Genomic DNA, 21656 nt, shown 5'->3' on the forward strand with positions numbered 1-21656 from the left:
GATGACGACTTTCCGTCCTGTGGGCTCGAGCGTCGTGGCCTTGGGTATGTGCCTCGGCCCCAGTGCGCTCGCGGTGAAACTGGTCGCCATGGCGGCGCACTTCGGCGCATCGCCTGGCGTCACGACCGTCTGCGCCGGCGCGCTGGCTGTCGTGCTCCTGCTTGTCGGCGTGGCACTCTCGTCTCGGGTCCGGATCACTGTCGACGACGGTGGTGTCCGATTCCGCAATCTGTTTCGCAGCAGGAGCTATACCTGGCACGACCTCAGCGCCGTGACGATCAAACGGTGGGGCGCCCGGATCACCGCCGCGGACGAGGTCGCCGCCACGCTTCCGATCGGGTTCGGTACGTATGGTCGCAAGCACGGCGTCGCGTTCGAGCTTGCCGACGGAACACTGTCCCCGACCTCCGCGGCGACTGCGTGGGTTGGCTCGAACTCGCGGCGTATCCTGCTCGACGCTCTCGACACCCACGCGACAGCCCACGGAGTCACCGTCCGGATCATCAATCCGAACAACGGCGGCCTGTTCGGCATTGGCTGGGACATTCGCATCGGCGACGGCATCCCGCGACCAAAGAAGGCCCGCACGTGAACAAAGAAGCCGCCTCACGAAACGACAACGGGGGCCTGTCGTGCGCATAATCGCCCTGTGGTGCGCGCTCGCGGTGGTCGCCTCTCTGGCCGTTCTCGTCGACTCATTCCTCCCGGGCGCGCCGCATCTGCCATTGCCGGTGTTGTTCACCGCTCTCGTCGGGATCTTTCCAGTGGTCGGGATTGTGTTTGCGGCGGTTGCGCTCCGTCGCTCCGAGTTGCCTGTCGCGACGATCGCGCCCCGCCTGTTGCGGCTGCTTCCTGCCACGCTGCGGTGGGGTGCTCCGCTCGTCATCGCGGGCGCGGCCATCGTCGCTGTACTCACCGGCCCGCGAGCGCCCGACGGCGTCCCCGAGATCACCCCCGGCGGCTACCTCATGGACACCCGCAACGGCGACTACCCGATCAGTGCCGGCGAATACCTCCACGCCCAGGCCGAGAACCAGAGGCTGTTCGCGGCGATCTCTATCGCTCTGAACACCGCGGCAGGCACCAGCGCGTTCGCCCTACGGCCACAATCCCGACGCCGGCCGCGACGCGACTCGAAAAAGCCGGCTTGACGGTGGCTGCTGTCGACGACGGTTCGAAGCTGATCGTCGGCGGTTGACGGCAGCGGCTTCGTGGACTGCCTTGGCGACGCCTCGGAATTCGTTCTTCAGGATCGCGGCGTGGTTGCTGGTGACCTTCGCGCTCACCTGGATGTTCGGGTTGCGGGCGGTGGCCGCGCCGACGGCGACGCGGATGCGCGGCGAACTCCGGCAGCCTGGGTGGAACTGGCCGACCAGCCAGTGCCACCGATCCGCGCTCCGAGACGGGAGTCGAGGTCTCGGCTGGATCGTGCGGTCGTTACTCCAACACGGTGCCGTGGGGCAGTTTCGCCAGTTCCTGCCGAAAAGGTCGCTAGCGTCGCGGTCCATGAGACGATTCGCGAAAACCCGCGCACTGATCGGCGCTACTGCGGTGTTCGGCGGTCTGCTGGTCGGGGCCGGCACGGCCAACGCTGAACCCGTCACCACCTTCCGCGTGTGTCTGACTCACGACGCATGCAGTGACTCGACCCCTGACGACGAGTTCGTGAGCGGTCAGATCATTTGGTACAACTGGGCGGTCCAGATCAACGGCACGCTCTTCACGTGGGATGGCCGCTCGTTCACCCCGCAGGCGGTGTTCGATGCGTTCCATGCCGGCAACCCGACACGCCTGGACAGCCAAGGACGCTCCGTAACCCAGCCCGACGACCAGCGCAGCTTCTCGTTCTCCGAGGGCGGCGGATCAGCCGATCGACGGGTCGACTATGTCCGAGTTCAGCTGATCGACTACTCCGGCCCCGACGCGGCCTTCCTCGGCGATCAGTTCTACTTCACGCGTCCGGCTTCCTGATCCCACAGCACCACTTGGTGTGGGATCAGACGAACGTGCGGCGTGATGCACGCCTGCATCACGCCGCGCCGCCGATACACGGTCCGGCAGCGCGACGCGGGTGTCGGCCAGTTCGCGAGCAGATCACCGTGCGGAGTACCGCAGCGACTCGCGCTCAGCCGCCGGGGAGGGGGCCGGGGTAGCGCTTGAGGACCTGAGGTTGGCGGATGTTGCCGGGCCAGAGGATGAGGCGTGGAGGTCGTTTCCGAAGCGGCCGTCGTCGGAGATGGTGGTGAAGCCTTTGGCGTAGACGCGGGCGGTGTAGTCGCCGGGTGGGATGGTGGTGCGGGGGATGTTGGGGGTGTAGTTGAGCATCTAGACGATGATGCGGCCGGTGGTGGTGCGCAGGCCGGCTTCGGTGACGTGGTCCCAGCCGTCGAAGTTGTCGTCGGGGGCGGTGGTGCGGACGTCGAGGATGACGGGGACGGTGGTGCGGCGGCCGGTGCCGACGCCGAAGACGCCGTTGGCGCCGGCGATGAGGTCGTTGATGAGGGGCATGGTCCAGTCGTCGGGGTCGAAACGGGCGGTTTCGTCCTGGACGAAGAAGCTGTTGTAGTCGGCGAACACGTCGAGCTCGGTGTAGGCCAGCCGGGTGCTGTCGGCGTCGGGGTCGGTGGTGGAGGGTGGTTGGTCGGGCATGAGGTGGACCTGGGCTCCGTCGGGTAGGTCGTGGATGGTGGAGGCGAGGGGGCCGCGGGCGCGCATGCAGGTGACGGCGTCCTTGGCGGCGAGGTTGGCGTCGTCGTAGCCGCCACCGATGGTGAACAGGCGTAGCGGGATGAGGCGTTGGTCGTGGGCAAGGGGGCCGTGGCGGTCTTGCCAGGCACCGGCGAAGGCGTGGGCGCCGAGGACGTCAGGGTCGGCGAGCAGCCAGGCGGCCCAGTCCTCGAGGCTGGTGCCGATCGGGGTGCGGTCGGCGGTTTCAGGATCGAAGACGACGACCTCGTGGTTGCCGGCGATGGCGAACTGGCGGCCGAATAGGTCTTGCGCGAAGCAGAACAATCCGTCGGCCTTCCCGCTGTAGGTGTCCTTCCACGTGCTGGGGGTGTTCCAGTGCTGCAGTTCGGGTCCCAGGCCGGTCGACGGCAACGGAGTGGTCACCGTCCACATGGGACGATCCTACGGCCAGTAGACCGCCGGGATCCCCGCCTGCCTCACAGCCGGCTCGAAGGTGGACCTTTCGCGGGCCGGCTGCGGGCCGACGAAGCCGAAGGCCTGACCACGCGGGTGATCCAGGCCTCCCGATAAGAGGCCTGGATCACCCCGGCCCCGCAATTCTGCCCCATCGGCCCGCAAACTGGATTATTCGGACGATCACGAGTGAGTCTCCGAGACCGGGATCGGCCCGAAGATCGGGCAGGATCCGGGGCATGCTTTTGCCCAGAAGACTCATCGCCGTCGCCTTCGTGGTGACAGCTGCCGCGGGGTGTACCGCCCCCGCGGCGAAGGAACCCCTTGCCGTTGCGGGCACGCTGCGGGAACCGGTCGCGACCAACGCGACAGCGGGGACCAGCGCCCCACCGTCGACCGCCTCGACGTTCGTGCCGGCGGTGTCCCCCGAGAAGCTGAGTTCCGCGTGTCCGTTCTTGGACATTGCCGAGTACCAGCGGACGTTCGCCGTGAACCAGGAATTGGTCACGAAGGAAGAGCCGCCGGACCACAGCAACGGCATCACCACCTACACGTGCGACTTCCTTTTCACCAGCAGCCACTCGAGCGCCTCGGCGTACCTCTACGTCTTCGCGACAGGGGAGACGTCGGTGAAGGCCTCACTCGAGGTCTCGGCGCGATCGTGCAGCGCCAAGCCGCATTACCTCGGTGACAACGCGTTCTACTGCATCGACGCAGCAGACAACAGCGACGGCACCGACCTGGTGGTCACCAAACTCAGCCATCGGCAGATGCGCATCGCGATCGTGTCGTCGGGAGTGCCACTCGACGTCGACCACCCCGACGGTTACGCCACCCTCGCGAAGACTCTCTTCGACCGCTTGTGAACGCCGAGCCCCGGCGTTGTGATCACCGCAGCGCCGGGGCCAGCGACACGAGCTGGTCGATCCCCGGGCCGAACTCCGTGCCGACCGGGGGAAGCAGGGTGACGTGGTCGGCGCCGGCGCCGAGGTGGGCTTGGACCGCGGCGGCGACGGCGTCCGGGCCGTCGAAGGGGACCAAGCTGGGCACCAGGTCGTCGGTGGGTTCGGTGGGATGGCCGAGTGCCGTGAGGATCGCGCGGAACGCGGCGCGACCGAGCCAGGTCGAGACGGTCTGCCGGGCCGTCTCGATCGAGTCCGCGATCGGCTGGGCGACCACGAGCAGCTTGTCCGGGCCGAGCACGCGGCGGGCGGACGCCGTGTGCTGGGGCGGCAGGCCAGCGGGCGGCGCGCCGTCGGCCAGTTCGGCGGCGAGGGCGAGCATCAGGGGACCGTTGGCGCCCAGGATGACCGGGTACGGTGTGTCCGGCGCGGGCGGCCGGGTTTCCGCCGCCATTGCGTCCAGATAGGACCGCATGGTGGACAGCGACTCCCGAAAGGACGGTCCACACTCGACGCCTGCTGCGGATGCCCGACGCCGAGGCCGAGCGTGAACCGGGCGGGGAACGCTTGCGCCAGGAACGCCGCGGCGGCGTGGGCGGTCTGGGGCGGGCGGGCCGAGATGTTGGCGTCGCAGGTGCCGACCGCCAGCGCCTCGGTCGTACCCAGGAGCACGGCCAGCTGGGCGAGGGCGTCCTTGCCGATGACTTCTTCTCGGCCATCGGCCTCACCGCTCCTCCGTGCCGTGGCCGGGCGGCAGGTCGCCGGCGGCGAGGTCGAGTCGCGCGCGGTGCATCCGCGGCCGTTGTCGGTTCGCCGGTGCCCGGAAGGCGGACGATCTGCCGTTGATGTGAAGGAGGACCGATCCTGTCGGAGCCTCCTGTCGATCACCTGCTCACCGAGCGGCTGACCGTAATTTCCCGCACCCCCGCCGTTTCGCCAATTTGGAAAGCCTGCCCGCTGACGCTCGGATCGCCGAGAGTTCGATAATTCCGCGTTCCTGGTCATCGGCGTGGTCATTGAGCACGTCGGCGAGGTCGGCTAGTTGGTCGGCAAGGCGGCGCTGCGGGGTAGGTCCGAGCTCACCGTCGAGGAAGGAGATAACCACCTCCGGCAAGGCCGACGCGAGCACGGCGAGTTTGTCCGCGAGCTCGGCGCTGAGCGGACTCACGCGGCCGACTGTTGGCCGCATGGCCTCGGGCGGCCGTGATCAGCGTGGTGGCGCCTGGCGTGCGCTCGACTCGTGGTGTCGGCTCGGTCTTGGAACCGATCATCATGATCGCCCTCTTCCCGGACTTACTGCTTCGTCGTTGGGTGCACCCCGGCGGCCGGGACGGTCGGGCGGGAGCGGATCTGCGGGAGGTCGCCCGGCGACCTTCTTACGGTCAAGTCGACCGGCCGCCGAGGTGCTGGTGGAAGTTTTGTGCCCACCGGTTGAGCAGACCAGAGCAGGAATCGAGCGCGTTTCTTGCATGCGACCAGCTGACCTGCGGTAATGTGTTGATCTCGGGGTGTGATCTAGGGGGTGCTGGCGATGGGGCGACGCCGACCGGGTCTGAAGCGGGCACGACAGCGGGCTGGGTTCAACCAGGAGGCTTTCGCGTTTGAGCTGGGCGTCGACCCGAGCACGGTGGGTCGCTGGGAGAGGGCGGCGACGGAGCCGGAGTTGTGGCGGCGACCCAAGCTGGCCAAACTGCTGGGGATCACGCCGACCGAGCTCGATGATCTCCTGCACGACGTCGTCGAAGGCAGCATCCCGGAGTCTGGAAAGTCTGCTCCCGCACCGCGCGCCGGCGGCTTGGTGCCCGTTATCGTCAGGGGAGAGTCGGTGTGGCTGCCGGTCGACGCGGAATCGTTGGCGGCAGTTGCAGACCGTGCTTCGCTCCCCGCGGATGCAACGACGCAGAGCGGCGGGGAGGTATCAGGTTTTGCCCCCTCCGAATGGGACGCGATGAGTCCACTGAACCGCCGGTCGCTGCTGAAGTACGGCGTGGCGGCTACGGCCCTGCCTGCGCTCGGGCTGGACGAACTGCGGCACGTCGCGCAGGCCATGGCCGACGCGCGCCGGTACTTCGACGGAACGACGTTGGACTACTTCCGACGGCAGCTGGCCGCGTGCAAGGCCGACGACGGAGCGCTCGGTCCCTCGAAGACGTTGCCGATGGTGCTCGGGATCGTCGGAGCGGTCGAAGAGCACGCTCGCGACGTGAAGCCGCAGGTCCGTCGTGAGCTGCTCAGGCTGGGCGCGGACGGCGCGGAGTTCGCCGGCTGGCTGTTTCGCGACATCCGCGACTTCGGCCGGACGCTGTTCTGGTACGACCGCGCAGTCGAGTGGGCGCAAGAAGCCGACGACGTCGCGATGCAGGGCTACGTCCTGCTGAAGAAGTCGCAGCTCGCATTCGACGAGCGCGAGCCGTTGCGAATGCTGACGCTCGCGCAGGCGGCCCGCCGCGGGCAGCGGTCGCTGCCGAAGCGGGTGCAGGCCGAGTCCGTGCAGCAGGAGGCTCGTGCGGAGGTCATGCTCGGCGCGACCGCGGACGCTGTGGCACCGAAGCTGGACGAAGCGCGCGCTCTTCTAGATGCGCCCGACGATGGGGCCTCGCAGCTCGGCGCGCATTACAACTCGACGCTGCTCACGATGCAGACGGCGATCTGCTACACCGAGGCCGGGGCGCCACGGCGTGCGGTCGAGATCTACGACGATTCCTTGGTCGAGGACCGGTTTTCCCCGCGCGACTACGGGTTCTTCCTCTCCTTGCGCGCTGGCTCGCTCGCGCTCGCGGGTGAGCCCGACGAGGCGGCACGGACGGGGATCGCGTCGGCGGCACGGGCCGACAGCACGAACTCACGCCGGACGAAGCAGGAGCTCGTGCGGGTGCTCGACTACCTTGCGCCGTGGAGCAGGCGGCCTGAGGTCGTCCGGCTCCGTGAGGTCGTTACGGCTTGATCCGTTAGTCGCGGGTCAGCCAGTCCTGTACGGCAGCGATGGCTTCGGCTTGGTACGCCTGACTTTGTGGGTCGGCGTAGGTCGGGTCGTCGTGGACGGCGAACCCATGTTGGGCGCCTTCCAGTTCCAGCAGCCGGTGCTCATGCTGGAGCCTGGTGATCGCGTTCCTCGACGAATCGACGGGGATGAACGTGTCCTTCGTGCCGTGGATGATGAGGGTCGGTGCTTGAACGTCCGCCAGCGCCGCGCGCGCGTCGAACCAGAAGACCTCGTTGAGCAGCGCGCGGCTCAGCTTGAAACTGGGCGAATGCGGCAGGAATCCGTGGGCGGTGAGGTCGTAGGCTGCTTCCGGCGTGAGGTATTCGTTGTGCCAGAAGTCTTTTTGGTCGACGAAGCGATTCTTGTAGTCGAGCAGAGGGTTGAAGAGCACGAGCCGGTCGACGTCGTCGGGTCGGTGTGCGGCGTAGAGAGCGGCAAGCCCGCCGGAGAAGCTCGCGGCCAGCAGCGACGCCTGGGCGTCGCCCGTCTGGTCGACCAGGTGGGCGCGCGCGGCGCTGATGCTGTTGAGGACGCCAGCAAGCGACAGGTCTTCCTGCCGGCCGTCGCTTTCTCCGTGCCCGGGCAGGTCGAAGCGCAGCGAGCTGATGCCGGACTCCGCGAGTCCGGCCGCCAGCCGGGTGAAGAAGCCGGCCTCGTGCCGTGTGACTCCGCCGCCGTGCACCAGCACCACGGACGTGCCCGACCTGGTCTCGGGGGTCACTATGGTTCCCGCGAGCGTCGTCCCGTCGGGGGAGCAAAAGGTCGTTTCCGTGCTGCGCGGCGGCATCCAGCGCTCCTTGCTTTCGGCGTCGGTCCCATCGTGCCAGTTGCGACGAAAGTCGGCGGGAGCCGCACGGCCGGGCGCGAGATCACCTGCGGGCAGGCCGCAGTTTCTTGAGGAGGTTCTCGCCCTCGGTGCGTAGGTGTGGTTCGAGCAGGTCCCAGTCGCTGCCGCTGCCGACGACCCAGAGGTAGCGGCAGATCACCGATAGCAGCGCCAGGTGCCCGCTTCGGGTCTGTAGTTCCGGCATCGCGCGGAGCCGTTGGGCGGTTGGTGGGTGCAGGAGGCTGGTGCAGTAGAGGGTGGCCAGGTCGTATCCGGCGAAGGCCGGGCGCCAGCTTTCCCAGTCGAGGATGCACAGCTCAGGTCGGCGGACGTTGCCCCAGTGCAAGTCCGCGTGTGCGGTTGTCCAGCTTGCGCCGGCGAAGTCTTCCTCGGTCAGGGTGACGTCGAAGTGCCGGTGCACGCCGCGGATGGTGGCGGCCACGGCGCCGAGTTCATCGTGCCAGTTCAGGGGATAGGTCTCGAGCACGGCCAGGGACCGGCGCAGTTCCGCCCACCACGTGATGGGCAGGCCGGCGGCGCCATGGAGCACGCCGCCGGGTGCGACGGTGGACCCCGAGGCGAGGGTCATGACCTCGCCCCGAAGTCGTCTTCCACGCAGATACGCGTCACTGTGGCGCCAGTCGACCCATCTGAGCACGCTGGGCTTGGCGACGCCGAGGATGGCGTTGGCCGCGACGTTGCCGTCCCATCGGCATACGGGTTCGTAATCGGGGTCTTCGACCACAACCCGAAGCCACACTTTCCTGCTGGAATCACAGGCGACGGCGCCTGCCGACCGCATGTCGAAGGTGTTCACCGGCTCGCCGATCACGCTGACGGCGAGCCGGGCCGCCGCAGCTTCGAGCTGTTTGTCGAGCCAGAGCCGGCGTTCCTCGACAGCTGCCTCGATCTCCTCGGCGTCGGTGCTCACTTCTTCCAGAACTCCCCTTCTTTGCCCCAGCTGCCGCCCTTGCGCCCCCACTCCGTGGCGTTCGCCGACGGTGAGGGCGCGGTGTGGGTGGCCGCGAACTGTGCCCAGTCAGTCTCGCGTTCGGCGATGGTGAGCACCATCTGGTCGAGGACAGTCATGCGGTCTGCCTTTCATGGAGGAGATCGGCCAGCGCCAGGATCGGCGCCTGAACGGAGTTCCGACAGTGGTCGGTCTCCGTCGCTGTGAAGGTGCCATGTTCGAAGAACCGGTCACCAGCGTGCGCGCCTTGGCAGAAGGAGAAGAACTCGCAGGTCTGCTTGCACTTTTCGAGCCCGGCTGCGAACTCTTGGACGTACGACAACCCAGCCGCGCGACGCGCGATCGTGGCCAGGTCGTCGGAGAGGACGTTGCCGGCGACGAAGTCGCCGTAGGTGGCGCTGCGGACGCCGAGCAGTTCGGGAGAGAGCAGCACCAGGTCGCCGTTCCAGCCGACCGTCGGGATGAGGTCGTGTCGGGCGTCCGCGTCACGCTGATCGCGCGTGAGGCCGAGGAAGCCCCACAGCTTGTCGACTTCGCGCACGGTCATGTCGGGGTGGTCCCGGCACCAGGTGAACGCATCGCGCCAGAACCGGACGGCGCGGTCGCGTGAAGGCGTGGTCGCATCTGCGTTCGCGCCCTCCTTGGCTTCAACGTTGAACCCGACCCACGTGGTGCCGAGGTCGCGCAGAAAATCGAGGACCTCGGCGGCTCGATTGGCGCCGTGCTCGCTGACTACGCCCAAGACACTGAACGGGATGCCTCGGCGCTTGAGCGTCTCGACGCCGGCGATCGTGCGGTCGAACATGGGGTGGCCGCCGCGGTCCACGCGGCGATGGTTGAGGTGGCCGGGTCCGTCCAGGCTGACGCCCACGCCGATGTCGTACTGCTCGAACACGTCGCACCAGGCGTCGGTGATCGGCGTTCCGCCGCCGGTCTGCACCTGATGCCGCACCTGTCCGGCCAGGCGCAGCGGCTCGAATGGCTCCAGCAGCCTCCTGAACCGGGTCACGCCGACGGCCAACGGCTCACCGCCGTGCCAGACGAGCTCGACCGGCGGCCACGAGGACTCGATTCCTGCTGCGATCGCCGCAGCGACAGCCGGTGACATTTCTTGCTTCAGGTGACGTTGCAGCAGGTAGCAGTACCCGCAGTCCATCGGGCACAGCGTGGTCGGCTGCAGGACGATCGTCTTCGGGCGGTCACTGATCCAGCGGCTCACGGCTCAACCCCGCGTTCCGGAATACCGCGTCGGCCCGGGGACGGGTCGGCCGGCCTTCTCCCACTCGGTGAAGTGGATGACGATCCTGTCCCAGAGCCCTGGCGCGCCGACTTCGGCGACGTGCATGCGCATCCGGTTCGCTTGGCTGTCCCAGCAGGCCAGGACTCGCACGCCGGCACCGGCGGTGGTGTCCACGAACAGGTGCTCGTCCAGGTGGCGGTGCAGAGTGCGGCGTCGGTATTGGACCGTGGGAAGCCCGGCTCGGACGATCGACTCGGCGTTTTGGTGTTCGATGCCCTTGACGATGCAGGCGGGTGCCAGCCGGGCCGTCTGCAACGCGGCGATGAGTTCGGCGTGACGGCTGTCGCGGCGATGCACGCGCAGCATGCCGGCCAACAGCTCGGACCAGGAGTTCTTGCTCATCACGGTGGCGGTCATTACTCGAGTCCTTTCCGATCGGGATGCGAATCGGGTCTTCAGTAGGCGTCGGGATCGGTTGTCGGATACTTGGGCTCTTCAGCCGGGGCCGCCGTGTCGGGGAGGTTCTGTAAGCCGGTGAGGACCCGCCGCAACAAGACCGAGTCGACGAGGGGATCAGCGGGGCGTTGTGCGTAGGGACGGACACGACCGGGAATCCGGTGTGGCAGGGATGCCACGGGAGGATCACCCGTTGCCACAGGCAATACCTCCGTGGGCTGCTCGTAGACGCGCTCCCAGTCGACGCGTTCTCGCAAGAACGCGACCGACCGGCCGGCGCGGTACATCTCGCGGGCGTGGCGCCGATCGGCCCTGACGGTGTACAACACCCACGCCGCCGCTATCCCGCCTACAGCGAGAAGCAGAGCGAGGGCACCGATCACGTCGCCGCGGCACCGTGCCCCTCGCCATGATCAAGCGACCATTCCGCTTGCGACTGCTGGACCGGCCGGTCGTTGTTCGTGCCAGCGACACGATCGGCATGGGCCTTCAGTTGCGCGCCCACTTCGATGAAAAGGTCGCCGTATGCACGCTGGCGCTCCGACGTCATCGCGCCGGTCGCAAGTGCTCGCACGGCCTCCGGGGCGTACTGCGCGACGAGGCCGAGTACCTGGAGCAACTCCGCCGTCTCCAGCTTCACGACACAGCCCCAATCGTCGAACGACCGTGTCGTTCCGGGCCTGCTCCGGTATTTCCTGACGCTGTGGTTGCACGCTGACCGGTCATGCAGACCGCCTCTTTCGCCTCGCTCGTCGTAGATGGGGCATCCCGACGGCAGGAGCAGCGCCGATTCATGCGAGCTGAAACGTCGGGGCGACTAGCTCGATGCTCGGCGCTGCGGGGATGTTCCTTGGACCGACCGCCGGGATGCCGAATCGACCTTGGACCCCGACGAGGCGTACTACCAGAGCGTGTATCAGGCACGATTCGTGCATCGAGCCGCTTGACCTGCGGAAACGTGGCGCGCGTGAGTTGAGCTCGAAGGGGCGAACGTGTTCATCGGCGGTGTAAGCCGGTGTGGGTACGCACGGTGACTGACCACTTTGCATCCATGTGTCCGGTGGCTGGCGCCAGCGTGTGACCTCATTGACCGGGTGATGGCACGCCCACCCATCCAGGTGCTGCGACCGACCAGCAGGGGCGCCCACAGGTGTCACTCGTCGGACTACGTATTTGCACGCACACGATCTCTGATCATCTACTCAGCGCGGCAAGCTAGATTGCCGACGAATATCACTCGAACGAGTTAATGCTCAATCTAACTGTTGTTGTAACGCAGTTGATCAAGGTATTCATGGGGATTGCGTGACTATCGCGTTGAGGGACAGCTCGGAGTGGAGTCCACTGTCGAGAGCTATGTGGCACGGCTCGCCGATGTTTTCGACGAAGTGGGTCGGGTTCTCGCGCCTGGCGGGACGGCGTGGCTCAATCTCGGCGATTGTTTCGGTGGCTCGTGGGGGAACTACGTCGCTGCTGGATCTACCGCACGGACTGCCCGGGCGAGGGCTGCGACGGGCTATGGGGTGCATAGGCCGCCGACCTCGGCTTGCCGGCGGAAGGATCTTGTCGGGGTGCCGTGGCGGGTGGCGTTCTCGTTGCTGGAGCGGGGGTGGGTCCTGCGGAACGCGGTGGTGTGGGAGAAGCCGAACGCGCGGCCGGAGAGTACGCAAGATCGGCTCGCTCAGCGCTACGAGATGGTCTTTCGGCTGGCACGCCAAGAAGGGCACGACGGCGGAGTTTCCGCGGGTGGGGCGGAAGTGTGGCAAGTACCGGCGGGCCGCTCCCGCATGGGGCATCCGGCGCCAGGGACGTTGAAGATTGCGCGTCGCTGTGTGCGTCTGAGTTGCTCGCCGGGTTCGGTTGTGCTTGACCCGTTTTGTGGCAGCGGTACGACCGGCGTTGCGGCTCTGGAGCACGGGTGTTCATTCGTCGGCATCGACTTGGACCCGGGCTGCCAGGTGATGGCTCAGCGTCGGCTCGCAGAAGTTGAGGTAGGCGCATGAAGTCCGAGGAGTGCTTCGCGGAGGGGATGACGATCGCCGAGGTGGCTGGATTGCCCGCAGTGGTCGATTTGATGACGGCGGCGCGGGCTTTGCGGATTGGTCGGACAACGGCGTACGCGTTGGCGCGTGGGAGCAGCTTCCCGTGCCCGGTGTTACGGGTCGGTGGGGAGTACCGCGTTCCAACGGTTGGGCTTCTGCGTGCCCTTGGCCTGGGTCCACCGATGGGGTGAACGTGGGTGGGCTCGGGCTTCCCCGAGGACGGTGTGCAGCGCGAGCATCGGGCGGCAAGCCGCTGAGTCAACCAACTGAGGGGATGGTGCTGGAGATGGCCGAGGGGTCGGTGTACAAACGCTGTTCCTGCAAGGACGGTGACGGTCGGAGCTTGGGCAAGGAGTGCCCGAGGCTGGAGCAGAGCCGCCACGGTCAGTGGTGTTACCGCATCGAGTTGCCCGCGGATCGTGCGAGAAATCGACGGCCGAGACGACGCGGCGGTTTTCCGACCGCAGCGGAGGCGCAGAACGAGCTGAAGCGCGCCGGTGACTTGCTGGCCATTGCCGACGACGATGACAAGGACATGCTGCGCAAGATCGGGGATGTGATCGCCGCGGCGATTTCGGCGAAGGAGAAGCTGCCCGAGGTCGAGAGTCTGCGCCGGCTGGTGCGTGCGGGTGCCGAGGCGCTGGAGCATCCGGCGATGTGCGAGGTGTTCACCGCGTTCCTGGCCAAGAAAATGAAGACGCGCAGCCGCAACACCTACCGCTCCTACGAGTCCCACGTGCGGCTCTACCTCCGGCCCCATCTTGCACACATTCGGCGGGACAAGCTGAACGTGGCTCACTTGGATGGGATGTTCGATGCGATCGTCGAGCACAACGACCTGATCGGCGAGTATCGCGCGAGTGGCGATCCCCGGAAGGTCGCCGCGGTGAAGTGGCAGCGGCCGGTGGGTCCGACCTCGATCCGGCGGATTCGGGAGACCTTGCGGGCAGTGTTGAGCCCGGCGGTCAAGGAGGGTCTGCTGACGATGAACGTGGCGTCGTTGGTGGAGTTGCCGCCGGCGGTCCGCCCGAAGCCGAAGGTGTGGACCGAGGAGCGGGTGACGTGGTGGCGGCAGACCGGGGAGATCCCGTCTGCGGTGATGGTGTGGACCCCGCAGCAGACAGGTCGGTTTTTGGACTTCGCTGTCAACGATCCGCTGTATCCGTTGTTCCATGTGATCGCACATGTGGGGCTCCGACGTGGTGAGGCGTGCGGGCAGCGGCGCACGGACACCTATCTGGACGCGGCCATGCTCGAGGTGGCGAATCAGATTGTCCAGTACGGCTGGGAAACCGGTGAGTCCGCGCCGAAGACCACGTCGTCAGAAGGCCTGGTCGCGTTGGACGCCGGTACCGTCATCGTGCTCCGGGCGCACCTCGCTTCCCAGGACGAGGCCCGGGCCCGGCTTGGTGCCGCGTGGGTGGAGAGTGACTTGTTGTTCACTCAGCCCGATGGCAGTCCGCTGCATCCGGCCGACGTGACTGCCTGGTTCCAAGAGCTCACCCGCCGGGCCGGGCTGCCGCCGATCCGGCTGCACGACCTGCGCCACACCGCCGCGACCCTGGCGCTCGCAGCAGGCGCGGACATGAAGGTCGTCCAGAACATGCTCCGACATTCATCGATCACCGTGACCGCCGACATCTACACGACCGTGCTGCCCGAGGTCGCCCTCGCAGCTGCCGAGGCGACCGCCAGGATCATCCCGCGGTCTGCATCGCGACAGCTCGGGCTCGTCTCGGGCACCGCACCGACCATTGTGGACGGTGCTGAAGTGGAAGAATCTCTTCCAGATAACACAAATCCCCAGGTCGGTGTTTCACATGACCTGGGGATTGAATGTGCGCCATCAGGGACTCGAACCCCGAACCCGCTGGTTAAGAGCCAGCTGCTCTGCCAATTGAGCTAATGGCGCTTGGTGCTGCCCGCCGCTTTGGTTTCCCTCGGCGACGTGGAAAAGATTAGCAGGCTGTTCAAGCCGCGTTTCAGGGGGGTCCCGTTAACCGCGCGCGGGTGGTCGCCGCGGCGGCTGGAGGGCTCCTAGCTGCGCGTTCGGGGTCAGTCTGACAGATCGGGGGCCGTTGTGGGGCCGCCAAGGTGGTGAACCGGCCGTTGACAACTGTACGGCGTACAGGTCACCTTAGTGTCATGTACGACGTACAGGAGAACATCCTCGCCACCCCGCTCACGCTGCCCAACGGCGCCGTCCTGGCCAATCGGCTCGCGAAGGCCGCGACCAGTGAGCACCTGGCCGACCGGCGCGGCGCGCCGACGCGGCAGCTCACGGAGGCCTACCGGCGGCTCGCGCACTCCGGTGCCTCCCTGCTGATCAGCGGAAACGTCATGGTCGACGGCTCGACGCTGGAGGCTCAGCGCAATGTCGTGATCGAAGACGCCCGCCACTTGCCCGAGCTGCGCCGATGGGCCGCCGCGACCGTCGGCACCGAGGCGAAGTTGCTCTTGCAGCTCTCGCACGCCGGTCGGCAGTCGATGCGCGGCCTCAAACTCGCCGGGCGGCGGCAAGACGTCGTCGCCCCGTCGGCGGTGCCTCTGGACCTGGGCAAGTGGCTGTTCCGGCGACCGCGAGCGCTGTCGGACGTGGAAGTCGTCGCACTCGTCCAGCGCTTCGCGACCGCCGCTCACGTCGCGGCCGAAGCGGGCTTCGCCGGCGTCCAGCTGCACGCCGCGCACGGCTACCTGCTCAACCAGTTCCTGTCCCCGCTCGTCAACCGCCGTGACGACCGCTGGGGCGGCCCGCTGGAGAACCGGATGCGCTTCCTTCTGGAGGTCGTCCGCGCCATCCGCGCCGGCACGCCGCCGTCGTTCATCCTGTCGGTCAAACTCAACTCCGCCGACTTCCAACGCGGCGGCTTCGCCCCCGAAGACGCCCTCGTGGTCGCCAAGGCCCTGGAGCACGAAGGCGTCGACTTGCTCGAAGTCTCCGGTGGCACCTACGAAAGCGTCGCTGTCGTCGACGGCACGCCCGAACGCGCCTCAACCCGCGCCCGCGAGGCCTACTCCACGACTTCGCCGACCACTTCGCCCGCGAGCTCACGATCCCCCTCATGCTCACCGGCGGCTTCCGCTCTCACGCCGCCATGGCCGAGGCCGTCACCTCCGGCTCTGTCGACCTCGTGGGCCTGGCCCGCCCCATCACCCACGACCCGACGTTCCCCCACCGTCTCCTGACGAACCCCGCCACCCACAGCGCCGCCCCGACCCCCAAAGTCGGCAACAAACTCCTCGACGACCTGCTCAACTCCTCCTGGCACCAACAGCAACTCGCCCGCCTGGGCCGCGGCGCCGACGCCCGCCCCACTCGCCGCCCCCCAACCGCCCTCCTGATCGCCCTCCTAACCACCCTCCGAGACGCCCTCCTCCACTCCTAACCCTCCACAAAGGACCCCACCGCGCGCACCACGACAATCGGCAACCACACCGGTCAGGGGTCCGGGCAACCAGGCGAGACGGGGATCCGGGGCGACCACACCTGTTGGGGTCCGGGGGCATCCCCCGGCGGGGGTCTGGGGGTCCGACCCCCAGAAAAGGCGAAACCCCAGTTCGGGAAAGGTCCCACCAGGGACCGACCAAACTGGGGTAATGGGGTGAGCGACGGGTTTCGAACCCGCGACCTCCTGGACCACAACCAGGTGCTCTACCAGCTGAGCTACGCCCACCATCTGCGAGGGATCGTCGCGATCACCTTGCTACGGAATATCGTAGCGTGCCCTCGCGACGGGTTTTCACCGGGTCAGCTTTGGTGGCGTTCCTGCACTTCGGCGGCCGCGGCTTTGGCTTGTTCGCTGGTCGGCCCGGGTTGGGGGACGAAGGCGACGTTGCGGTAGTAGTCGAGTTCGCCGATGGATTCCTTGATGTCGGCGAGCGCGCGGTGGGCGAGGCCCTTCTCCGGCTTCGCGTAGTAGATGCGCGGGTACCAGCGCCGGACGAGTTCCTTGACCGACGACACGTCGACCATGCGGTAGTGCAGGTGGCTGTCGAGCGCCGGCATGTCGCGGGAGATGAAGCCGCGGTCGGTGGCGATGGAGTTGCCTGCCAGCGGGGCCGTGCCGGGGTCGGGGACGTGCTCGCGGATGTAGTCGAGCACGCGCTGCTCGGCTTCGGCGAGCGTCACCGCGGAGGCGCGGACCTCTTCGGTGAGCCCGGACTTGGCGTGCATGTCGTGGACCACCTGCGGCATGCCGTCGAGCGTGGTGTCGTCGGTGTGGATGACGATGTCGACTCCCTCGCCGAGGACGTTGAGGTCGGCGTCGGTCACGAGGGCGGCTATTTCGATCAACGCGTCTTTGCCGAGGTCGAGCCCCGTCATCTCGCAGTCGATCCAGACTAGGTGGTCGGTCACCCGGACAACCCTAACCCGACACGGGGATGTCAGCCGGGTTACCTGCGCATTCGGCGCGTTACGCTCGGGCAGCCAGGTGAAAGAGTGTGATTTCGGACTCGGAACGGGGTGCGGCCAGTGGCCGAGCAGGGGTCGGGGCCTGCGGCGGAGATCGCGCAGGGTTACGTGAGTGAGGGCGCCGCGGTGGAGCTGGGCGCCGTGGTGATCGACGGGCGGACCGAGGCGGCCGCGGCCGTGCGGCTGCCGCTGGCCACGCTGAACCGCCACGGTCTGGTGGCGGGTGCGACCGGCACCGGCAAGACGAAGACGTTGCAGCTGATCTCGGAGCAGCTCTCGGCCGCCGGCGTGCCGGTGGTGCTGGCCGACGTGAAGGGCGACCTTTCGGGGCTGTCGGCGGCGGGTGAGGCGAACGACAAGCTCACGAAACGCGCGCAGGAGCTGGGTGACGACTGGGCGCCGGCCGCGAGCCCGGTGCAGTTCCTGTCGCTGGGTACCGGCGGGAAGGGTTCGCCGATCCGGGCCACGATCACGAGCTTCGGCCCGGTGCTGCTGTCCAAGGTGCTGGGCTTGAACGAGACGCAGGAGTCGACGCTCGGCCTGATCTTCCACTGGGCCGACCAGCGAGGACTGGCGCTGCTCGACACGAAGGACCTGCGGTCGGTGATCACGCACCTGACCAGCGACGAGGGCAAGGCCGACCTCAAGGGCATCGGCGGCGTCTCCTCGGCGACGGCCGGGGTGATCCTGCGCGCACTGTCCAATCTGGAGGCCCAGGGCGGCGAGGACTTCTTCGGCGAGCCCGAGCTCGACGTCCACGACCTCATGCGCGAGGTCGACGGCAAAGGTGTGGTGACGCTGCTGGAGCTGGACGACCTGCAGTCGAAGCCGGCGTTGTTCTCGACGTTCCTGATGTGGCTGCTCGCCGAGCTGTTCGAGGAGCTGCCCGAGGAGGGCGACCTCGACAAGCCGAAGCTGGTGTTCTTCTTCGACGAGGCGCACCTGTTGTTCAACGACGCGTCGAAGGCGTTCCTGGAGCGCATCGAGCAGACGGTGAAGCTGATCCGGTCGAAGGGCGTCGGCGTGTTCTTCTGCACGCAGCTGCCCACGGACATCCCCAACGCGGTGCTGTCGCAGCTGGGCGCGCGGGTGCAGCACGCGCTGCGGGCGTTTACGCCGGACGACCAGAAAGCCCTGGCCAGGACGGTGAAGACGTATCCGAAGACGCCGCACTACGACCTCGAGACGGCGCTGACGTCACTCGGGATCGGCGAGGCGGTCGTCACGGTGCTGTCCGAGCGGGGCGCGCCGACGCCGGTCGCATGGACGCGGCTGCGGGCGCCGCGGTCGAAGATGGGCTCGGTCGGGGACGAGGCGGTGGCCGCGGCGGTCGCGTCGTCCGGCCTGCACGCGAAGTACTCGGAGACGATCGACCGCGAGTCGGCGTACGAGAAGCTGGCGGCTCGGGTCGCGGCGCCGGCGGAGGCGCCGCCTGCTGCCGAGGCCCCTGCACCGGCTCCTGCTGGGAAGGCCGAGAGGGAGGACCCCGGGCTGATCTCGCAGGCGATGAGCAACCCGGCGGTGAAGTCCTTCATGCGCTCGGCCGCGTCCGCGCTGGGGCGGGAGATCACGCGGGGGCTGTTCGGCAACCGCCGGCGATGAAAATACCTGACACAACCTGGCAGGTATGGCGGGCAGGCTGAGGGCTCACGATCGGAAGGACCAGCCATGACCAGCACCGCGACCGCCACGTTCGAGCTCGACAAGTGGGAGCCGCAGGCCGAGGACGAGACGGGTGGCACCGAGTTCGCCCGCGTGGCCATTGCCAAAACCTTCACGGGTGCCGTCGAGGGCACCAGCACCGTCGAGATGCTGACGGCCTCGAATGCCACTTCGCGCGCGTACGTCGCCTTCGAGCGCCTGGCGGTGTCCGTCGACGGGCGCAAGGGTTCGTTCGTGCTGCGGCACACGGCGGGCGACGAGGGCTTGTCGCTGCTGATCCTCGCGGGCTCCGGATCGGGAGAGCTGACGGGCATCTCCGGCTCCGCCGCCGTCACCCAGGACGAGGCCGGCAACCACACGTTCACGCTGACCTACGAGCTCCCGGCAGCGTGAAAGCCGCTCTCTCAGGGCCCCGAAACCCTGGGAGAGCGGCTTTCACCGTTTTTCCCCACTACCCCGATTCGAGCGAGGAAAGTCGGACGGGCCGCCCCGACCGCGGTCCGTCCGCGACTGCGTCAGCCGTTGACGATCTGATCCACGATCGTCTTGGCGTCGTTGACCGGGATCGCGAAGCCGATCCCGACGCTGCCCGCGGAGCCGTTGGCCGAGGCCGACGGGTTGTAGAGGGCGGAGTTGATGCCGATGACCTGGCCCTGGGCGTCGACGAGCGCGCCGCCGGAGTTGCCCTGGTTGATCGAGGCGTCGGTCTGGATCGCGGTGTAGCTGGGGCCGTTGTCCGCCTGGTTCGACGTGCGGCTGAACGGCGACTGCTGCTGCTGCTCGCCCCCGCCGACGTCGGACAGCGGCCGGTTCAGCGCGCTGACGATGCCGGTGGTCACGGTGTTCTGCAGCCCGCCCGGCGAGCCGATGGCGATCACTTCCTGGCCGACCACGAGCTTGGTCGAGTCGCCGAGGGTGGCGGCGGTGAGGCCGCTGGCGCCTTTGGCCTGCAGTACCGCGATGTCGCCCTTGGTGTCGGCGCCGACCACACTGGCCTGGTACTGCTTGCCGTCGGACGTCGTGATCGTGACGTCGCCGACGGCGCCGTCGACCACGTGGGCGTTGGTGAGGATCCGGCCGTCGGAGCTCAGGATGACGCCCGAGCCGATGGCCTCGCCCTGGCCGGTGTCGACGTTGACCTGCACGACGCTCGGCAGGACCTTCGCCGCGACCGTGCTGACGTCGCCGGTGGAGGTCGTGTTGCTGACCGTCTGCCCGGCGACCGCGGAGGACGACGCGGGCGAGGCCACCGACGTGGTGGTCAGCCCGACGATCGCCGCACCGGCGCCACCGCCGACGAGCGCCGCGGCGAGCGCGGTCGCGCCGACGACGGCGGCGAGCTTGCCGCCCCGTCGCTTCGGCTGCATGACCGGCTGAGCCTGCGGCTGCTGCGTGAAGAGCGGGTTCGGCGCGGCCTGCTGCTGGTGGCGGTACTGCCCGTGCTGGGCGTACGGGCCGTACTGCGGCTGGGTGTGCTGCTGGGCGTTCTGCTGAGCAGCGATCGGGTGGGTCTGGTGCGGCTGGTGCCCACCGGGTGAGGCGGGGCCGGGCCGACTCTCGTTCTCGGTCATGACACCAGATTCGCGGCCGTGGTTGTGAGAACCCTGTGGAAATCCCTTCGGCTTTGCTGAGAAGAATCAGCTGAGAATCCTCAGGCGTTCCTCAGCCTGGTTCGGTGGCTTTCAGTCGAAGAACTTCGGGACGTCGAGCGCACCTCCCGAGGCTTCGAACTCGTCGTGCACGGCTTGGCGCAGCGTCGCGTCGGCGAGGTAGTCGGCGGCGGTGAGGGCGAGGCCGAGCGCGCCGTCGACCACGGCCTTGTCGCCCGCGGGCGAGCCGGCGGCTTCGGCGAACTCCTTGGTGTGCAAGGCAACCGTCGGTCCGGAGACGGCGATCATCGGGTGCAGCGCGGGCATCCGGTAGGACAAATTGCCCAGATCAGTGGACCCGGTGAGGAACTCGGGCACGATCCCCGGCGGCAGCGGCTTGCGGCCCGTGTCGGCCTGGTTCGCAGACCAGCGCCCGGCGAACGTGGTGTTGAAGCGGATCGGCAGGTACGCAGGCTGCGAATCCCACGCGAGCTCCACGCCGCAGCCCGTCATTTCGGCGGCGCCGTGGGCGATCGCGGTCATCCGCTTCGCGAGGTCGCGCAACGTCTCGGGGTCGGCCGAGCGGAGGTAGAACAGGAGCGCGGCGCGTTCGGGGATCACGTTGGGCCGCGCGCCGCCGTCGGTGAAGACGCCGTGCACGCGGTCGGTCGAAGGCAGTTGCTGGCGCAGCATCGACACGCCCTGGTAGGCCGCCACCGCGGCGTCGAGCGCGTTGCGCCCCATGAACGGCTGCGCCGACGCGTGGGCCCCGACCCCGTGGAACACCATCTCCAGCTGCCGCCGACCGAGGAACGGGTGCAGCGCGATGTCGTGGCTGAACGGGTGGAGCATGATCACGGCGTCGACGTCGTCGAACACCCCGGCGCGCGCGAGCGTCTCCTTGCCGCCACCGCCTTCCTCCGCGGGCGTGCCGATGAGGGACACACGTCCGCCGACCTGCTCGGCCACGGCCGCGGCGCCCAGGAACCCGCCGGCGCCGGCGGTGCAGATGACGTTGTGCCCGCACGCGTGCCCGAGCCCGGGCAGCGCGTCGTACTCCGACAGCACGGCGATGTGCGGGCCGCCGTTGTCCGGGGTGCTCGCGCGCAGGGCGGTGTCGAGGCCGCCGAGGCCGACCGTGACCTCGTGGCCGTGGGCGCGCAGGAGCTCCGCCAGCGCACCGACGGAGCGGTGCTCGGTGAAGCCCTCTTCCGGGTGGGCGTGCAGGTCTTGGCTCAGCGCAACGAGTTCGTCGGCGCGGGCCCGCACTTCTCGTTCCACGGCCGTGCGCACACCGGACTCGGCTCCGGTGTGGTCGGAGCCGAGGGGTTCGGCGGACGCGACGGCCTCGGCCGTGGCTTCGATCAGGGCGCGCAGGTGGGAGTCGTCGGGCGGGACGGGAGCGGCGTCGGTCATGCGGCGATGCTATCC

25 protein-coding genes, 2 tRNA genes and 2 pseudogenes are annotated in these 21656 nt (G+C 68.0%); 11 read left to right on the forward strand and 18 right to left on the reverse strand.

Going from position 1 to position 21656, the window contains the following annotated elements; translation table 11 throughout:
* The first annotated feature begins 1 nt into the window (after position 1).
* The 3 genes from ABZU76_RS33975 to ABZU76_RS33985 all read left to right on the forward strand — a co-directional run bounded on the left by ABZU76_RS33975 (position 2) and on the right by ABZU76_RS33985 (position 1971).
* The gene (locus tag ABZU76_RS33975) at positions 2-592 is read left to right on the forward strand and encodes a PH domain-containing protein (RefSeq protein WP_354876846.1); all 591 of its coding nucleotides are present in this window, start codon (positions 2-4) and stop codon (positions 590-592) included.
* A 40-nt stretch (positions 593-632) separates the two neighbouring features.
* Complete coding sequence (locus ABZU76_RS33980) at positions 633-1151, forward strand: hypothetical protein (RefSeq protein WP_354876849.1); 519 nt, start codon at positions 633-635, stop codon at positions 1149-1151.
* Positions 1152-1506: 355 nt separating this feature from the next.
* Positions 1507-1971, forward strand: coding sequence for a hypothetical protein (locus ABZU76_RS33985; RefSeq protein WP_354876852.1), 465 nt, complete (start codon positions 1507-1509; stop codon positions 1969-1971).
* A 123-nt stretch (positions 1972-2094) separates the two neighbouring features.
* Here the strand turns inward: ABZU76_RS33985 and ABZU76_RS33990 are convergent, their stop codons facing one another.
* Entirely contained in the window at positions 2095-2325 is a 231-nt protein-coding gene (locus ABZU76_RS33990; RefSeq protein ID WP_354876855.1) for a hypothetical protein, read from the reverse strand.
* Positions 2326-3111 (reverse strand): hypothetical protein, encoded by a 786-nt coding sequence (locus tag ABZU76_RS33995; RefSeq protein WP_354876858.1) that lies wholly within the window; start codon positions 3109-3111, stop codon positions 2326-2328. It lies immediately after the preceding gene.
* A gap of 269 nt (positions 3112-3380) precedes the next feature.
* On the opposite strand from ABZU76_RS33995, the gene ABZU76_RS34000 reads away from it, so the two are divergent.
* The gene (locus ABZU76_RS34000) at positions 3381-4007 is read left to right on the forward strand and encodes a hypothetical protein (protein WP_354876861.1); all 627 of its coding nucleotides are present in this window, start codon (positions 3381-3383) and stop codon (positions 4005-4007) included.
* A 22-nt stretch (positions 4008-4029) separates the two neighbouring features.
* On the opposite strand, the gene ABZU76_RS34005 is transcribed toward ABZU76_RS34000, so the two are convergent.
* From ABZU76_RS34005 to ABZU76_RS34015, 3 genes are read right to left on the reverse strand one after another with little or no spacing between them, the layout of a single operon-like run.
* A complete protein-coding gene (locus ABZU76_RS34005) occupies positions 4030-4518 on the reverse strand; it encodes a hypothetical protein (RefSeq protein WP_354877027.1) in 489 nt (162 codons plus the stop codon).
* The gene (locus tag ABZU76_RS34010) at positions 4425-5048 is read right to left on the reverse strand and encodes an LLM class flavin-dependent oxidoreductase (protein WP_354877015.1); all 624 of its coding nucleotides are present in this window, start codon (positions 5046-5048) and stop codon (positions 4425-4427) included. The genes ABZU76_RS34005 and ABZU76_RS34010 overlap by 94 nt, the downstream gene beginning before the upstream one ends.
* Positions 4936-5211: a hypothetical protein gene (locus ABZU76_RS34015; RefSeq protein WP_354877030.1), complete on the reverse strand. Its 276-nt coding sequence runs from the start codon at positions 5209-5211 to the stop codon at positions 4936-4938. Before ABZU76_RS34015 ends, ABZU76_RS34010 begins: the two co-directional genes overlap by 113 nt.
* Before the next feature lie 363 nt (positions 5212-5574).
* On the opposite strand from ABZU76_RS34015, the pseudogene ABZU76_RS34020 reads away from it, so the two are divergent.
* Together ABZU76_RS34020 and ABZU76_RS34025 are read left to right on the forward strand one after the other, a co-directional pair.
* Positions 5575-5757, forward strand: a pseudogene (locus ABZU76_RS34020) (helix-turn-helix transcriptional regulator); the annotation flags it as partial.
* A gap of 234 nt (positions 5758-5991) precedes the next feature.
* Positions 5992-6987, forward strand: a complete 996-nt coding sequence (locus tag ABZU76_RS34025; RefSeq protein WP_354877033.1) for an XRE family transcriptional regulator — start codon at positions 5992-5994, stop codon at positions 6985-6987.
* Positions 6988-6991: 4 nt separating this feature from the next.
* Here ABZU76_RS34025 and ABZU76_RS34030 read toward each other — a convergent pair whose 3' ends face one another.
* The 7 genes from ABZU76_RS34030 to ABZU76_RS34060 all read right to left on the reverse strand — a co-directional run bounded on the left by ABZU76_RS34030 (position 6992) and on the right by ABZU76_RS34060 (position 11158).
* A complete protein-coding gene (locus tag ABZU76_RS34030) occupies positions 6992-7813 on the reverse strand; it encodes an alpha/beta fold hydrolase (protein WP_354876864.1) in 822 nt (273 codons plus the stop codon).
* Positions 7814-7895: 82 nt separating this feature from the next.
* Complete coding sequence (locus ABZU76_RS34035) at positions 7896-8783, reverse strand: hypothetical protein (RefSeq protein WP_354876867.1); 888 nt, start codon at positions 8781-8783, stop codon at positions 7896-7898.
* On the reverse strand, positions 8780-8941 hold the full coding sequence (gene amcA / locus ABZU76_RS34040) for a multiple cyclophane-containing RiPP AmcA (RefSeq protein ID WP_354876870.1): 162 nt from the start codon (positions 8939-8941) through the stop codon (positions 8780-8782). The genes ABZU76_RS34035 and amcA overlap by 4 nt, the downstream gene beginning before the upstream one ends.
* Positions 8938-10041 carry a cyclophane-forming radical SAM peptide maturase AmcB gene (gene amcB / locus ABZU76_RS34045; RefSeq protein WP_354876873.1) on the reverse strand — a complete coding sequence of 368 codons (1104 nt, stop codon included), beginning with the start codon at positions 10039-10041 and terminating at the stop codon, positions 8938-8940. The genes amcA and amcB overlap by 4 nt, the downstream gene beginning before the upstream one ends.
* A 3-nt stretch (positions 10042-10044) precedes the next feature.
* Positions 10045-10479: a hypothetical protein gene (locus tag ABZU76_RS34050; protein ID WP_354876875.1), complete on the reverse strand. Its 435-nt coding sequence runs from the start codon at positions 10477-10479 to the stop codon at positions 10045-10047.
* Positions 10480-10517: 38 nt separating this feature from the next.
* The gene (locus tag ABZU76_RS34055; protein WP_354876877.1) at positions 10518-10901 is read right to left on the reverse strand and encodes a hypothetical protein; all 384 of its coding nucleotides are present in this window, start codon (positions 10899-10901) and stop codon (positions 10518-10520) included.
* The gene (locus tag ABZU76_RS34060) at positions 10898-11158 is read right to left on the reverse strand and encodes a hypothetical protein (protein WP_354876880.1); all 261 of its coding nucleotides are present in this window, start codon (positions 11156-11158) and stop codon (positions 10898-10900) included. Before ABZU76_RS34060 ends, ABZU76_RS34055 begins: the two co-directional genes overlap by 4 nt.
* A gap of 694 nt (positions 11159-11852) precedes the next feature.
* Here ABZU76_RS34060 and ABZU76_RS34065 point away from each other — a divergent pair.
* Positions 11853-12521, forward strand: coding sequence for a site-specific DNA-methyltransferase (locus tag ABZU76_RS34065; RefSeq protein ID WP_354876883.1), 669 nt, complete (start codon positions 11853-11855; stop codon positions 12519-12521).
* A 432-nt stretch (positions 12522-12953) separates the two neighbouring features.
* On the opposite strand, the gene ABZU76_RS34070 is transcribed toward ABZU76_RS34065, so the two are convergent.
* Complete coding sequence (locus ABZU76_RS34070; protein ID WP_354876886.1) at positions 12954-13274, reverse strand: hypothetical protein; 321 nt, start codon at positions 13272-13274, stop codon at positions 12954-12956.
* Positions 13275-13659: 385 nt separating this feature from the next.
* On the opposite strand from ABZU76_RS34070, the pseudogene ABZU76_RS34075 reads away from it, so the two are divergent.
* Positions 13660-14205: pseudogene (locus ABZU76_RS34075) on the forward strand (tyrosine-type recombinase/integrase); the annotation flags it as partial.
* Positions 14206-14399: 194 nt separating this feature from the next.
* Here ABZU76_RS34075 and ABZU76_RS34080 read toward each other — a convergent pair.
* Positions 14400-14472: transfer RNA gene (locus ABZU76_RS34080), tRNA-Lys, on the reverse strand.
* 233 nt (positions 14473-14705) lie between these two features.
* Here ABZU76_RS34080 and ABZU76_RS34085 point away from each other — a divergent pair.
* Positions 14706-15746: a hypothetical protein gene (locus ABZU76_RS34085; RefSeq protein ID WP_354876889.1), complete on the forward strand. Its 1041-nt coding sequence runs from the start codon at positions 14706-14708 to the stop codon at positions 15744-15746.
* 412 nt (positions 15747-16158) lie between these two features.
* On the opposite strand, the gene ABZU76_RS34090 is transcribed toward ABZU76_RS34085, so the two are convergent.
* A tRNA-His gene (locus ABZU76_RS34090) sits at positions 16159-16234 on the reverse strand.
* Positions 16235-16308: 74 nt separating this feature from the next.
* The gene (gene orn / locus ABZU76_RS34095; protein WP_220243189.1) at positions 16309-16917 is read right to left on the reverse strand and encodes an oligoribonuclease; all 609 of its coding nucleotides are present in this window, start codon (positions 16915-16917) and stop codon (positions 16309-16311) included.
* Between the two features lie 117 nt (positions 16918-17034).
* Between orn and ABZU76_RS34100 the strand changes: the two genes are divergently transcribed.
* Together ABZU76_RS34100 and ABZU76_RS34105 are read left to right on the forward strand one after the other, a co-directional pair.
* On the forward strand, positions 17035-18576 hold the full coding sequence (locus tag ABZU76_RS34100; protein ID WP_354876893.1) for a helicase HerA-like domain-containing protein: 1542 nt from the start codon (positions 17035-17037) through the stop codon (positions 18574-18576).
* Positions 18577-18642: 66 nt separating this feature from the next.
* On the forward strand, positions 18643-19029 hold the full coding sequence (locus tag ABZU76_RS34105) for a DUF3224 domain-containing protein (protein WP_354876896.1): 387 nt from the start codon (positions 18643-18645) through the stop codon (positions 19027-19029).
* Between the two features lie 122 nt (positions 19030-19151).
* Here the strand turns inward: ABZU76_RS34105 and ABZU76_RS34110 are convergent, their stop codons facing one another.
* Entirely contained in the window at positions 19152-20207 is a 1056-nt protein-coding gene (locus ABZU76_RS34110) for a trypsin-like peptidase domain-containing protein (RefSeq protein WP_354876899.1), read from the reverse strand.
* Positions 20208-20318: 111 nt separating this feature from the next.
* Positions 20319-21641 carry a M20 family metallopeptidase gene (locus tag ABZU76_RS34115; protein ID WP_354876902.1) on the reverse strand — a complete coding sequence of 441 codons (1323 nt, stop codon included), beginning with the start codon at positions 21639-21641 and terminating at the stop codon, positions 20319-20321.
* Between the last annotated feature and the right edge of the window lie 15 nt (positions 21642-21656).

Source organism: Amycolatopsis sp. NPDC005232 (assembly GCF_040607795.1).
In the GTDB taxonomy this organism is placed as follows: Bacteria; Actinomycetota; Actinomycetes; order Mycobacteriales; family Pseudonocardiaceae; genus Amycolatopsis.